Here is a 14,054-nt window from a genome sequence, read left to right as displayed (position 1 = left end):
GTGATGGAGGCGGGGGCCAGCGGGTCATGTCATCCTCCGGATTCCTGAAGCAGCAGCGCACAAGCAGCTAAGCCGACGCACGTGATGCCTAGCTCTCCTCCTGAGGTTCCAAAGGTGACGTCCACGCTTTCCCCGGGGTCGGCGGCCTGCGCGGCCCGGGCGCCTTGGAGGAACAATGTGACCTTCACAGCTTGCTGAGGGACGAGCTTGGCCCGCTTGGTGGGCGGCCCAAAGGAGAACAGACCGCCACCAAATTCCTTCACCTCGAACACACAGGCGCCGGTCACCACCAGCTGCGTGTCGGAGACCGTGCAGGAGCCACTCTGCACCGACAAGTCCGCAGCAGTGAGCTTGGCGCCCACGGCCGAACCGGAGAATCCGCCCTGCCAATCCGCGGCGGCGTCATCGTTGCCTCCGCCGCAGCTGACGCCGAACACCAGCACCAGGATCGCGATCACACCACATGCGATCACCACCGTGACGGGTGTCCGGTGCTCCTTATTCACCGGTCCGCACCTCAATCTCATCGGTAACGTGCGCCGGTTTCACGCCTTTAACGATCCGCCGGATCAGCTCCAGCTGCCCAGCCGCCTCCGCGGGGACCAGCACCCTGATGTGGAAGGCACCCGGGACGGATTCGACGTCGAAACCAGTCACCCCCGTGGCGAGGTGCAGGAAGCGGGTGAGCCCGTCAACGGTTCCACGCCGCGAGGAAAGCTGCGCAGCGGCAGCGATCAGGTCCCGTTGGCGCGTGATGGGGACCGCGCCGGAACCACCGGCAGCGCCTTCTGCCCCGGGCAGCGTCAACCAGTCGAGGTCCACCCACCGGGACAAGAAGGGAATCAACGACGACGGCGCCCGCCCCGGATCCGGAACGGTATGGAGACGGTCCAAGACCAACCGGATAGGCTGGTGCATATCCTCGGCCACGGCAAGAAGGGCTTGCATGGGAGCGCTTGAATCGGCCGCCACCTGGAACACTTCGGGCAGGACATTGAGGAGTTTGGAGTCCTTGTTGGAAGGCTCAGCCATTTCCGTGGACCACCTCGATCCTGTGGTCGCCCGAGCAGAAGAGCCACGTATCGGGCAGTGTCACAACGTCGTCCACCACCCGCCGGGTGCAGCTTTCCCACGTGAGGGCGTCGTCCTTGCTGCGGTAGACGCCTTTGGGTCCGGCAGCCAGCACGAGGACCGGAACGCCGGCAAGAACTGCTCCCGACACCGAGCGGACGGGCTCGAACCGGGTCCGGTCCCTCAACGGTAGATTGCAGTTCACATCCGGCACGCTCCACTGCGCCGCTGCCAGACCGAGTTGCAGCCGCAGGACACCGCCGCTTTGCGTCGCGGCATAGGCGGCCTTGCCCATGACGTGCAGCCCCCAACAACTGCCGCCTGTCCACCCGGTGCTGAACTCCTCCCATGAGTTCATGAACGATTCGTCAAAATCCGTACGTCCCAATTCGTCGATCTTCAGCCGCAGGCATCCCGTTCCCGTGCCCTCCGGCACGGCGCGGCCGAGCCATACATAGCTCGCACCGCCGTCGTACTGCACCGTCATGCAGCGGATGTCCTCGCCGGCCGGCTTCACCTGTTTGAAGCTGCCGGCGGTTCCGGCGTCGGGGGAGAGCCACACACCGGCAGACGCCTCGGCGGCCACCACCACCCCGGTCCTGCCACGGACGTCCACCAAGGCATCCACCGCGTAGAAACCGCGGTCAGGCTGCGAGGTATCCACCACATTCTGCACAGGAAGGGCGCCCCGGCTGACGGGAAGTTCGTAAAGTCCGCGCTCGCCGGCCAGCAGCAACAGCGGCTCGCCTTGCCGGTCCACCCAACACAAATCGGCAACCACGAAACCAAGCTCTGCTGCCTTTCGCCAGGATTCGCCGAGGTCATCGCTGATGTAGATGCGGGACCCCGTGGCCGTGACGGTGCTGACCGCCACCATGCCCGGGTGCTTTTCGGGGCCCACGCGGCCCGGAGCGGGTGACCGGAAAGGTGCAATGGCCCGGACCGTTTCGCCAGGGTCGCCGTTTGCCGTGTCACCGAACTCTGCGCAGGCTTCCCATCCATCGGCAGCGTTGGTGGTGCGGAACAACGTGCTGTCCTGTGCCACGAACCATGTGTTGTCCTGGCCCTCGGCCTGCACCAATCCCACGGCGTCGGTGTCAGGAACCTTGTCTAATTCCAGCGTGACCCGGTCCACGTACTGCACCCCCGGCTCGGCCTCCTCCATGGCCCGGTACAGGTTGGAAACGCGCAGCGGCTTGCCGAAACCCGAGCCGTAGCCTGAGGGATCCGGGCTCAACGGGCTGATTCCTTCTGAGAGGCGGCCCACGATCCGGGACCTCACGGCCTCGGCATCCTCATCGGGACGAACAACCACCCTCGCGTCAACCAGCACCTGCTTATAGAGGCCCCAGCGCACCACGGGCTCGGCTCCGACAGTTGAGCGCCTGCGGAGATACTGTTCCACCTCGAGCATTACTTCCTCGCGTGCGTGGGTCACCAGCTCCGCTGCCCTGAGTGGTTGCGGTGATCCTGAGCGGCTTCCGGGGACGAACGGCACCAGCACGATTTCCACCTCCCCGGGCCGGGCGAACGCCCACAGCTCCTTCCGCGTGAAGGCGCGCGCACGGCCCACACCCCCGTGCCTCAGGGCCAGGACCTCGTAGTCGCGGACGGTGACAGCCCGGTCGCGGGCATGGAAATCCTGCGGGGCCCGCCTCAGCGCGTTCTCCAATGATTCGCCATCACGACCCCCCGTGGCAGGTTCCGGATTGGTGACCTTGGCCCCGGGGACGGCGGAGCGCAACACTGTGAGCTGGCCTGCCCCGACGTTCCCACCGGCACCCCCGCCGCTGCGATACCAGGCACGGACTTCGGCGCCAGAGCCCGGAACTGGTGCCCTTTCCCCAGCTGCTGTCCGCGTTGTGGACCCCTCGTCCCGCCAGGCGAACATCGCGACGCCGGCACTCCGGTCGATACGCACCGGCATCTCCCCGGGCCTCGCGTCCGCGAACGCCTCCACTTCCTGGCAATACCGGAACGTCTTACCGTCCACCAGCACCGCCTCGCCGCTGCTCAACCTCGTCCCGGCCGGAACCTCGACGGCGATTGCCAGGCCTGCGCCTGAGACGATCGGAGCGTTGGGGATCACCAGGCTCTGGCCGGGTCTGCCGGTTCCCGTGCCGATAGGAACGGCGTCGTACAAGGCGACATCGGCCGCCGGCACCAGGACGGTGGTCTTGCCGGGCGCCAACGTGGCTGCCGCCGTCGTCGTAAATACCGGTTGAGGTGAACCCGGGACGCCAGGTGGGCAACTGACCTGCGTGCCGCGCGGGATACGTATTTCCTGATCCGTGGTTGTGGCAGAGGCGCGGCTGAATTCCACCATGGTTTCGGCCGTGCTCGGCGGATAAAGGGAGGTGCCCAGCAAGTTCAAGTACACCGCGTAGAGCTTGTCCGGCACGCGGTTGAGCCGGTACATGAGCGTGTCCGTGAGGTACGCGAAGGCCTCGACGATGGTGATGCCGGGGTCGTGGACGGAGAGATCAGTCCACTCCGGGGCGATCTGCTGGATGCGCTCGCGGGCGCCGGCCACGAGGTCCGCGAAGCTGCGGTCATCCAGGTTGGGCACGGGTATGCTCATGCTGCGCCTCCGGATTCCACGGGCAGGGCGATGGTGATCTGGTCCTCAAGCTGGGTGGTACGCACGCGGTACTTCAACCTGACCTCCAGCATCTCGGGCGACTCTTTCGACCTCGAGGCGTCCACGGACAGGACAGTGATCCGGCGTTCCCACTGCTCCACCGCCCTTGCCACGTAGTGGATGGCGAGACCGGCGGTGGTGTCGTCGGCCGGCGCGAACGCCAGGCGGAAGAGATGACACCCGTACGTTGGGCGGTTCACGCGCTCGCCCGGCCGGGTGCTCAGGAGGAGGAGCAGGGCTTGCCTCACCGACGCCGCGTCCGTGACCGTAGCCAGCATGCCCGACGCCGTCAGCCTGAGTCCGGGACTGCCTGCGGTAGCGTCGAAATCCGGGTGGATGAAGGCCACCGACTTGTATCGCGGGGCGCTCATGGCTGGTGCCTTTTCATGAAGCGGCTCCCACGAGCGTTTGCCCGGGCCTGCGGACGTTGTACTTGACCGCGCCCGGGGGCGTGCCGTCCGTGAAGCCCTCCACAGTGTCCAGGCAGACCGCCTTACCGCCAATCGTGATGAACGTTGAATAGCCCTTGGTTACCGGCAGGGTCTTGTTGCAGGGCTTGATGTTGATGCCGATATGCGGGCACATGCTGATATCCCGGCCCTGGGGATCGCTGTCCACCAGGATGGGGGATCCCTTAACGCGGACCCACTCCTGCGAGGGCACGTTCTCCACCTTGCCGTCGTGTCCGCAGCGCAGTATGGCTACCTTGACGAGGATTTTCATGGCTCGTTATTTCCTCTGGCTTTTGGGGTTCCCACAGCTCAGGCCTCCTCGAAATCGACGGATTTGGCGCGGATCTTCATGGCTTGGCCCGGGGCTTCAAGGACCAGGTCTGTGGCGGCAGTGATCCTGAATCTGTCCGGTCCCAGCTCCACAGAGGAACCGTGGCCGTCCGTGAAACTAATGGTGCGGGCACCGCCGTCGAGCATGATCTGTTGACCGTCCGCGCTGCGGAAGGTGTAGCGGCTGTCCCTTTCAGTGCCGACCCGGCTGTCCGGCGTCTGCTCGCTGCCGTACAGCCCGCCGAGGATGATGGCCTGCGCTGGATCGGTGGCCGGGAGGAGGACCAGGACGTTGTCTCCGGGCGCCGGCGGGACAACGAGTCCTTTGCCCGGACCTGCGCCTGCAGTCAGCACAGGGGCCCAATTGGTTTCGAGGTCGGGATAGGCGGGGAGCCTGACCCGGACGCGCCCCCGGGCTTCGGGATCATCCATATCAGTGACCATCCCGAGGGTAAAAATGTCCGGACGCCGTTCCGGGACGGAACTCGGAGGCCTGGTGGTCAGGGTGGTTTCGTAGCCTGTTCCGTCCAAGCGGTGAGAGGCGCTCGCGATCAGGTACGTTCCCTCGATGCTCGGCGCCACACCTTTTATCCTTACCCGGCCGCCTGCCCTCAGCCGGGGATTGCCTTCGGCGACTAAGACGGCCGTGACCTGGCCAGCCATCTTTGTGTCCAGTTCTGCCTTGGCCAAGCCGTCGGCCAGCGCCCCTGAGTCAAGGACTTCGTTGTCCCGTCTGAGGTCGCCGCCAGCCCCGACGCTGGCAAGCGCAGGATCGGCTGCGACTTGGGCTTTGGCGTCGCTACTTGTTGTCTCGGCTTGGTGGATGGAGGCGTCGTCGCTGCGCCAGCCGTTGGTCTTGGCTCCTGCATATGCCGGCTCTTGGCTGAGTTCGATGTCCGCGGAATGAAGCGTGGCTCCGAGGGTTAGCTCCAACGGTTCGCCTTCGCCGTCGAGTCCTGTGAGCCTGAGGACGCCGTCGTGCACCACAGGGTAGGCCCCCACCCGGGCGCTTTGTTGCACGAGGAGGCTGAGGTCGGTCCGAGCGCACTGGTACACCTGGCCGAGCCGATCTCCGCCGCCCACCACGTCCAGCCCGGTGCCTTCACAGAGCTTCCGGGCGAGCCCGGCGAGGTCCACGTCATTGTGCAGCCGGGTGAATTGGCGCTTCCTCAGTCGGTGCAGGGCATCGTAGGCCCTGATTCGGATTTCCTGTCCGAGGTCTGCGCCGTAGCTGTACTCCACTACGGTCACCTCGCCAACAAAGAGCGGCGTCCGCTGGCCGCCAAGTTCCACCCTGAGGGCGTCACCCGGTGCTGGATCGACGCCTCCCCTTGCTGCCGCTGTGCTTCCGGGGCCGGGACGCCAACTGATGAGGCACTGGGCCGGGCGTGCGAGTGAGCTGAGTACCTGGACGGAAACTATTGCAGCGGTCTCGGCCGTGCTGAGCCTGCGCCGGCCCAGGGTGACGATGAGTTCCGGTAAGCCCTGGAGCTGCCTCATGGGGTACCACCCATGGGCGGGACTGCGAGCGGCCCATTGAAGCGGGCGGGATCGTCGATGTTGTTGTACTCCAGGAGCAGCTTCCACAGCAGGGGTGTGCCGAACGCTTCCACGGACAATCGCCCCAGCTCAGCCGGGGGGACCTCGGGAAGCAGCTCGCCGCCGTCGGACATCAGCGCATCCCGGTCTGTGCTGCCGTCGCCGGTCACTGGGAGCGTGTCCACGGGTGGGGCGGTCAAGTCAACGGCGGGGAGACGCAGGGCGAGTTCGTAGTTTTCGCCGCCTTCCTCGTCGGCAGCCTGTCCCACCCTGACGAAGACCATGCGCATCCAGGATCTGAGCGGGGATCCATCCGGGGCGAACCGGTCGAAACGCTCCGCCACCTCCGTCACGATGCCCGGTACGTTCCAGGCACGGCCCCACACAAACCGGACCGACGGCGGCCTGCGCTGCCTTTCGACTTCGGAGCTGTTCTCCGCGAGCGCCCAGATGGGGCGGGTCATTTGCCGCACGTCCTGTGCATGGAGCGACGCCGGCGCGAGGTCGACGTCGAACAGCAGGTCCAGTCGCAGCTCCGTGTGGCCGCCGCCTGTGAAGAGCAGGGGGTCGTCCGCCAATCCGCTGCCGCTCAGTTTGCCGCCGGCACTCCTTCGCGGCTCAACACCGGCCGATCGCTGCATCACCACCGTTTCCGGGTTCAGCAGGCAGCCGAGATGTTCCCCCGTGTCCTCGATCAGGAAAGCGACACGTTCCATGTCAGACCGCCAGGTGTTCGTCGTGGAGCCGGGCTTGGCGGGCGATGACATTTTCCACGGGTTGCGTGGGGGCAGGCTTTCCGGGCTTTGGGCGCGGCATGAGTTCAGGCCACGTGCCGTTGATGGGCTGGGCGGGTGTGTGGTTTCCGACGACGCTTGGGTGCCCCTGAGGTTCGGGTTTGGGCTGGAGTTGCTTGTGTTGGGGGGCCCGCTCTGCGCCCTCTGTTGTGCCCGAAGCACGCAGGTCGGGCCTCGCAACGGGTTGTGTTTCGCCTGGGTGCTTGTGTTGCGGGGCCCGCTCTGCGCCCTCTGTTGTGCCCGAAGCACGCAGGTCGGGCCTCGCAAGGTTGGTGCGTGTGACCGGACGGGATCCTGGCAGAACAGGGCGAAGCCGCAACACGGGGGTCCGTTGCGGGGCCTGCTCTGCGCGCTCATGGGGAGGCAAGGGGTGCAAAGCAGGCCTGACATGGGACGGTGCCTCGCTTGGCCGAATCTGTTGTGGGGCCTGCTCTGCGCTTCTGTAACGAGCCCACACGCGTAGAACAGGCCTAACAACGGGTGGCGCTGAAGGGGCGGGCGTATTCTGCAGGGGAAGGGTTTCGGGAGGCAGGGTTGGTGAAGTCCGGCGAACAGGACCTGCGCCCCGGGGACTATTTTGCGGGGCATGGAGTGCGACCCAAAAACGCCCAAAACGACGCTGAGCGTGCCTCACACTGGGAGGGGCCAGCCCGGCGTCACGCAGCAACTGAACCCAATGTTCGGGGGCGCCGTCGGTATCAAAGACTCGCACCGGCGTCGAACCCACCGGCGAAGCGGGACCGGAAACCCCGGAGACCCCGGAATAGACGGATACCCCGGGCCCACGCTCCAGCCACGCCGCTACACCACGCAACCGCCGCGCGGCCGCCCGGCGCCAGGAGAACCCAGGCTCAGGCGACGGGAGCGCGGGCATCGTCGAGCTCCAGGCGGTCGTACGCGATGCTCAGTGATTCGATGGCGAGGTCCTTACCCAAAGCGTCAAGGGGCGCGCCAAACCAGTCGCATGGCCAGGCGCCCAGCAAGTTCCAGCGCCGTACTTCCACGGATCCTGCGTCGTTGAGCATCGCGATGGAGACGTTGCGGCGCTCCACTTTTCCGTCCACGGCCTTGAACAGCCATTGGAGCATTTCGGTGGAATCCGTGAGCCCGTATTTCAAGGTCACCGGCGTATATTCCACCTGGCCGGGGATGACCCGGACGGTGCTGTTCTCGCCGCCAGAGCGGTAGAGGATGCGGTGGATCTTTAGGCCCAGGCCCTCAACCTTGGTGAAATGGCCTTGGACTACTCCTTGAATCACGAGCTTAAAGTTGTAAGCCCGGTACGGGTCCACCACGTTGCCGGGCTGGGCGGCAGGTGTCGGGGTTGTCATGTCATGCTCCTGCGCTCTCTGTCTCGCTGGTGTTGTCTGCCGACTGCATGAGCTTGAAGATGACGAATTCGGCAGGTTTTACGGGCGCAATCCCTATCAACGTGACCACTTGGCCGGCGTCGCGGACCTCTGGCGGGTTTGTTTCTTCGTCGCACTTCACGAAGAACGCTTGTTGAGGAGTGGTCCCGAGCAGTGCTCCATCCCGCCAGACGTTGGTCAGGAATGCTCCGATGTCGCGGCGGATCGACTTCCACAACGTGTGGTCGTTGGGCTCGAACACCACCCAGCGCGTGCCGTCGGCCACGGATTCCTTGATCATGTTGGTCAGCCGCCGGACATTCACGTAGCGGTATTCACTCGCCTCTGGTGCCTTAGTCCGCGCTCCCCAAATTCGGATCCCCTCGCCCGGGAAATAGCGGATGCAGTTCACGCCGGCAGGGTTCAGGACCTCTTGCTCGCCGCGACTCACGCGCCGCACAAGGTCAATTGCGCCTTGGATGGGCTCGTTGGCGGGCGCCTTGTGGACGCCGCGGGTGGCGTCAACCCGCGCCCACACACCGGCAATATGGCCCGACGGCGGTTGAGTCACCTTTTTGCCGGACACAGGATCGAGCATCACGATCCACGGGTAATACAGTGCCGTGTAGCCGCCGGGGGATTGTGGGGCACCGAGGTCCTCCTGGTCGCCGTCGTCCGTCTCCTCCGGTGCGTCCCCGGTGTCTTCAGCGTCGCTATCCGAGTCAGCGTCCGGCGTCGCGCCTTCGTCCGAAGACGCAGCAGCTTCAGGAACTCCCGACGTCGCTGCCCGGGTGAGTGCACCGACGTCGTCCAGTTTCTCCACGGTGTCCATAATCGCCATCCGGTCCTGGCGGAGGGGGTGTTCAACGTGCGCTTGCAGTGCCGCGTACGATTCCGCGTCCGCGTAGCCGGGGGCGGCCACCATGGAGATGTCGTCCACTGCCTCAAACAGCGTGAGCCCGGTGGGCTTCGCCGCTGTCCCCGTCAGGCTGCCGTCTGGACCGATGTTCACCACATAGCAACGGCTTCCTCCGTTGGAGAAGAAGCCGTATACAGCGTTCGAAAGCGGTGTGCCCGCTGCCGCGTTGCCAACGTATTGGTCCACGAACTGGGTCCAGTTGTCCAAAACCCGCAGCTCGTCAACCAAAGCGTTCCGGTTCGGGGCTAGGCCGACGAACCCGGCGATGCTGGTGTTGACCTGCCCTATTGCGCGTGCGCCACTGGGCACTTCCTGTACATAAACGCCCGGCGCCTGATAGTTCGCCATGGTGCGCCCCCTTTTCTACATGAACAACGTGCCGAAGGATGGTTCAGGTCCACCGGATGATGACCGGCAGGCTGCTGGTGCTGGCTGAGACTTCCCTTTCGGTGCCCCGGACAGCCACTGCAAAATGCTGGAGTTCATCCGTCGAGGCCAGGACCTCAAAATGGCCGGTGGCATCACTGACCACGGCCGTGGCGGAGGAATGGGCGTGAATATAGGCGTCGGGGATGCCTTTGTTGTGGGCGTCCACCAGGCGGCCGTGGATTCGGCGGGCAATGCCCGCCTTGGCGATGAGTGGCTCCAGGACGGGAGGTCCTGAAGGTTCTTCGAAGCGGAGGGCAACAGGGATGCGGACAAGGAAGCCCAGTCCTTGCCGGATGGCGCCGGAGTATTCTTCCGGACGGAATTCACCCGTGGAGACCACGGAGTATTGGCTGTGGCGTTCCACAGCCAGAAGCAGCTTTTCCATGGTGTCCAGCTGGTCGGGACCATGGCATTCAACTGCGACCCGGAGTTCCAAATCCAGGACCGGGCCGTCGCGGCGGGACCTGCCCACACGGTTCAACGTGACGGCATGGACGGTGACTGGAGCGTCGGGTGGGGGAACACCGGCAACGGGGGTGCCGTCGTCGAACCTGACGCGCTGGGGAGCGACGGCGTCCGAAAGCACCCCGAGAAGGTCGGTCAACGACGAACGCACATAGCCCACGGCAGAACCCAGAACTCGAAAGGTGACCACTAATGCAACTGGGACTAGGGTACTCCCGCTTAAGCCCGTAGTCACTGGGAAACAGGGATAATTCCATTCGATTGAAGCGCTGCCCAAGCTGGTCGGGTCACGCTGGCCGGTACGAGTACCTGTACTCCGAAGGCGAATGCCCGAAAGCGTTTTTGAACGCCCGCGAGAAGCTGGATGCGTCGGTGAAGCCCCAATGCATCCCGACGGCGGACACCGGCCGCGTCTGCAGGAGCGGGTCCACGAGGTCGGCGCGGCACTTCTCCAACCGCTGGCGGCGCAGCATCAAAGCGATCGGTCTTGGTGAGGGCCTTGGTGCTGAATTCTTCACGTGGCTGTTTGGCGATGGCACCGGTCACGTCGGCTCTCCTTTGAAATGACGCTGCGGGACGTAGGTGGCGGCTCTTCCAGTGTCCCACGATTGCCGGCCTTGCCGTGATCCGCATCACAAGCGTGCGGATGGTGCGCACTGCTGTGCGCGGCAGGTCAAGATTCCCGACGGCGATCCGCGGCAGACTGCTGGTGAAAGCTCACCTTCACGCCCCGTTCAAGGAGGAACCCCATGGCTGAAAACCAAACCCATCGTGCGGACTACGTGGTGGTCGGCGCAGGCTCGGCCGGAAGTGTGGTTGTCCGCCGTTTGCTCGACGCCGGAAACACCGTCCACGTTGTCGAGGCCGGATCGGTGGACGCCGATCCCAACATCCACAGTCCCCAAGGGTGGCCGCTGCTGCTGACCGGCGCCAACGATTGGGCGGTCATGACCACTCCGCAGAAGCACGCCAACAACCGCAGCCTGTACTGGCCGCGCGGCAGGGTCCTTGGCGGCAGCAGCTCGCTCAACGGCATGATCTACATTCGCGGACACAAGAACGACTACGACTCCTGGGCTGCCAACGGAGCGGAGGGCTGGTCCTGGGACGAGGTCCTGCCGTTGTTCAAGAAATCCGAGGACCACGCGGACGGCGCCAGCGAATTCCATGGCAAGGGCGGGCCGCTGCACGTTGAACGGATCGCCGAGAGGCACCCGGTTGCCCAGGCTTTCGTGGACGCGGCCAAGGCACTCGGCCATATGGAAACCGAAGACTTCAACGGAATCCAGATGACAGGCGTCGGGTTCAACCACACCACTACCAAAGACGGCAGGCGCGCCAGTGCGTGGCAGAGTTTCGTGGCCCCGGTGCTGGACCACGCAAACTTGAAGGTCACCACAGACGCCGTGGTGACGCGGATCGTCGTCGACGGCGGACGCGCCACCGGCGTCGAATATCACGTCGACGGTGAGGTGCTTCGTGCGGAAGGGGGCGCTGAGGTGATCATCAGCGCCGGCGCTATTGGCTCCCCGAAGCTCCTGCTGCTCTCCGGTATTGGTCCCTCCGGGCAGCTGAGGGAGCTGGGGATCGACTCGGTGGTGGACTTGCCCGGGGTCGGCGAGAACCTCCACGACCATTTGTTGGCGGGCAACATCTACGAGACGAAGGAACCCTTGGTGGCCGGCCGGCACAACCTCCTGGAAAGCCAGCTCTATGCCCACAGCAATCAGACGGACGAAGAAGCGCCGGACCTGCAACCGCTCTTCCTCCACCTGCCCTATCCAACAGACGGCGGGGCTGCTCCCGAGCACGGCTACACCATTGCGCCGGGGATTGTTCGCCCCCGGTCGCGTGGCTCTTTGCGGTTGGCCTCGGCTGATCCGGCTGCGGCCCCACTGGTGGATCCGAACATCCTGGCGGATGAGTATGACGTTGAAGCGCTGGTGGACGCGATCGTTCTGTGCCGCGAGATCGGCCAGCAGGATGCGTTTGCCCCGTTCCGGAAGTCAGAGTTCACGCCCGGCCCTGCCATGCAAACCCGGGATCAGGTCCGGGAGTTTGCCCGCCAGGTCGCCGGAACGTACCACCACCAGGTTGGCACCTGCAAGATGGGCGTGGACGACCTCTCGGTGGTGGATCCGCAGCTCCGGGTCCGCGGAATCGATGGGCTCCGGGTGGCAGATGCGTCCATCATTCCGTTTGTGCCCAGCGGCAACACGAACGCCCCGTCCATCATGATCGGGGAGAAGGCGGCGGGGCTGATCCTGGGCGCGTAATCCCAACCAGGGGACAGCACACGTCGCAATGAGCCCTCATTGGAGCACGTGCTGTCCCCTCCATGGGTGAACCAGGGTCAGGCGAGGCCCGGGACGCGATCGTTGATGGTGTAGGACTTCTTGGTGCTGACCGGAGCGCCCGGCGTGGTGACGTAGTCCAGTACCCGGAAGTCCGCGGTCATGGCGTCTTTCGTGATGCGCGTGTTCACGTAGCCGCGGTTGTCGTTGTAGAACTTCAAATGCGGGTTCCAGGCCATGGTCGGATCGGTGGTGGATCCGGTGCCATCGCCCGTGGAAGTGATGGAAGTGCACACCAGTTCCGAACCAACCACAGGCGACGCCGGGTCCTTGTAGTCGACCTTGAGGTCGGCGGCCCAGTGCCGGTGGACGTCGCCGGTCAGTACGACGGCGTTGCGCACCTTGGCGTCCACCCAGCCTTGGGTGATGCGGCGGCGGGAAGCGGCATAGCCGTCCCAGCCGTCCATGGAAACATCGTCGATGTTCGGCGCTTTGTCCCGATCTCGCTCGGCGAAGAAAACCTGCTGGCCCAAGATGTCCCATCGCTGCGTTGAGCCCTTGAATCCGTCCAGCAGCCACTTCTCTTGATCAGCACCGGTGATGGTGCGGTTCTCGTCCAGGCGCTCGGCGACGTTCTTCCGCCAGCCGTCACCGGCGAGCTGATCGTCCCGATATTGCCGCGTGTCCATCATGTGGAAGTTGGCTAGCTGGCCCCATTGGATGGTGCGGTAGATCTTCATGTCGAATCCAGCCGGAACCGATGACGAACGCAGCGGCATGTTCTCGTAGTACGCCTGGAATGCTGCTGAACGACGCTGACGGAAACGTTCGGTGGTGTCGTTCATCTGGCCCGCATCGCTGTTCTCGGGGATTTCGTCGGCCCAGTTGTTGTCCACCTCGTGGTCATCCCATACCACCAGCCAAGGCGCAATTGCGTGCGCAGCCTGCAGATCGGCGTCGGCCTTGTATTGGGCGTGCCGCTGGCGGTAGCCCGCGAGGCTGACGGTCTCCGGCCCTTCATGATCGCGGGGGTTGCCGCCGCCGATCACGTAGCTGCCCTTCTTGTACTCGTAGAGGTAGTCGCCAAGGTGGAGCACCAGGTCCGGGTGGTCCTCGGCCAGGCGCTTATACGCTGTGAAATAGCCGTGCTCGTACTGGGCGCAACTGGCGAACGCCATAGCCAGGACGGCGGGGGTCTCGCCGGGCGCCGGGCTTGTCAGGCTGCGGCCAACTTCGCTCATGTGCCGCCCGGTACGGAAACGGTAAAAGTATTCCCGGCCCGGCTTGAGGCCCTTGAGTTCGACGTGAACCGAGTGGGCGGTTTCGAGCCTTGCATGTTCGACGCCGCGGGCTACTACCCGGCGCATCGTAGGGTCTTCTGCGGCTTCCCAAGCGACGGCGACGTTGCGGGTGGGCATCCCGCCCAGGCCATCTTCGGCCACGGGGTTCACGGCAAGCCTGGTCCAGATGACGAAGCCGTCGGGCCATGGTTCGCCCGACGCAATGCCGAGGGTGAACGGATCGGTGCGGAGGCCGGCGTCGTCAGCTGTTGAAACGGCGACGGCGGTGCCTGGCAAGGCGGCGACGAGTCCGGCGCCGAGGCCGGCCGAGATGAGGGACCTGCGTGAGATGTTTTCCATTTACCCGACCCTAGGTAGCCTGGGTTGACTGAGCTCAAGGGTGGCGTGAATCAGCGGTTAATTGTGTGACAAAAGTTGTTATCCCGGGCTAAATCAGTGCTGGCCGTGATGAGGGCTCGTCTATGCTCAGT

At 64.8% G+C, this 14,054-nt stretch carries 13 protein-coding genes; 1 reads left to right on the top strand and 12 read right to left on the bottom strand.

Translation table 11 applies throughout. The annotated features are described in order from the left end of the window. Positions 1-29 precede the first annotated feature (29 nt). From AC1RJY_RS08535 to AC1RJY_RS08485, 11 genes are all read right to left on the bottom strand, one after another. Positions 30-506: a hypothetical protein gene (locus AC1RJY_RS08535; protein WP_210065758.1), complete on the bottom strand. Its 477-nt coding sequence runs from the start codon at positions 504-506 to the stop codon at positions 30-32. After that, on the bottom strand, positions 499-1,032 hold the full coding sequence (locus tag AC1RJY_RS08530; protein WP_011776231.1) for a phage tail protein: 534 nt from the start codon (positions 1,030-1,032) through the stop codon (positions 499-501). Before AC1RJY_RS08530 ends, AC1RJY_RS08535 begins: the two co-directional genes overlap by 8 nt. After that, positions 1,025-3,652 (bottom strand): hypothetical protein, encoded by a 2,628-nt coding sequence (locus AC1RJY_RS08525; protein WP_498602115.1) that lies wholly within the window; start codon positions 3,650-3,652, stop codon positions 1,025-1,027. The genes AC1RJY_RS08530 and AC1RJY_RS08525 overlap by 8 nt, the downstream gene beginning before the upstream one ends. Beyond that, positions 3,649-4,083 carry a GPW/gp25 family protein gene (locus AC1RJY_RS08520; protein WP_498602114.1) on the bottom strand — a complete coding sequence of 145 codons (435 nt, stop codon included), beginning with the start codon at positions 4,081-4,083 and terminating at the stop codon, positions 3,649-3,651. Before AC1RJY_RS08520 ends, AC1RJY_RS08525 begins: the two co-directional genes overlap by 4 nt. 13 nt (positions 4,084-4,096) lie before the next feature. Continuing rightward, complete coding sequence (locus tag AC1RJY_RS08515) at positions 4,097-4,435, bottom strand: hypothetical protein (protein WP_011776228.1); 339 nt, start codon at positions 4,433-4,435, stop codon at positions 4,097-4,099. 38 nt (positions 4,436-4,473) lie between these two features. Beyond that, positions 4,474-5,994, bottom strand: coding sequence for a phage baseplate assembly protein V (locus tag AC1RJY_RS08510; protein ID WP_011776227.1), 1,521 nt, complete (start codon positions 5,992-5,994; stop codon positions 4,474-4,476). After that, on the bottom strand, positions 5,991-6,749 hold the full coding sequence (locus AC1RJY_RS08505; RefSeq protein ID WP_498602113.1) for a CIS tube protein: 759 nt from the start codon (positions 6,747-6,749) through the stop codon (positions 5,991-5,993). The genes AC1RJY_RS08510 and AC1RJY_RS08505 overlap by 4 nt, the downstream gene beginning before the upstream one ends. 929 nt (positions 6,750-7,678) lie before the next feature. Then, on the bottom strand, positions 7,679-8,158 hold the full coding sequence (locus AC1RJY_RS08500) for a phage tail protein (RefSeq protein WP_011776225.1): 480 nt from the start codon (positions 8,156-8,158) through the stop codon (positions 7,679-7,681). Position 8,159: 1 nt separating this feature from the next. Then, positions 8,160-9,443, bottom strand: a complete 1,284-nt coding sequence (locus tag AC1RJY_RS08495; protein ID WP_011776224.1) for a phage tail sheath family protein — start codon at positions 9,441-9,443, stop codon at positions 8,160-8,162. Between the two features lie 43 nt (positions 9,444-9,486). Beyond that, a complete protein-coding gene (locus tag AC1RJY_RS08490; RefSeq protein ID WP_011776223.1) occupies positions 9,487-10,179 on the bottom strand; it encodes a hypothetical protein in 693 nt (230 codons plus the stop codon). A 97-nt stretch (positions 10,180-10,276) separates the two neighbouring features. Continuing rightward, on the bottom strand, positions 10,277-10,462 hold the full coding sequence (locus tag AC1RJY_RS08485) for a helix-turn-helix domain-containing protein (protein ID WP_083773664.1): 186 nt from the start codon (positions 10,460-10,462) through the stop codon (positions 10,277-10,279). 276 nt (positions 10,463-10,738) lie between these two features. On the opposite strand from AC1RJY_RS08485, the gene AC1RJY_RS08480 reads away from it, so the two are divergent. After that, a complete protein-coding gene (locus tag AC1RJY_RS08480; protein WP_011776221.1) occupies positions 10,739-12,265 on the top strand; it encodes a GMC family oxidoreductase in 1,527 nt (508 codons plus the stop codon). Between the two features lie 77 nt (positions 12,266-12,342). Here AC1RJY_RS08480 and AC1RJY_RS08475 read toward each other — a convergent pair whose 3' ends face one another. Continuing rightward, positions 12,343-13,923 (bottom strand): alkaline phosphatase D family protein, encoded by a 1,581-nt coding sequence (locus tag AC1RJY_RS08475; protein WP_498602112.1) that lies wholly within the window; start codon positions 13,921-13,923, stop codon positions 12,343-12,345. Between the last annotated feature and the right edge of the window lie 131 nt (positions 13,924-14,054).

This window comes from Arthrobacter sp. GW822-FHT05G07 (genome assembly GCF_058799755.1).
The sequence above is the reverse complement of the archived record's forward strand: the minus strand, read 5'-3'. Positions and strand labels throughout refer to the sequence as shown.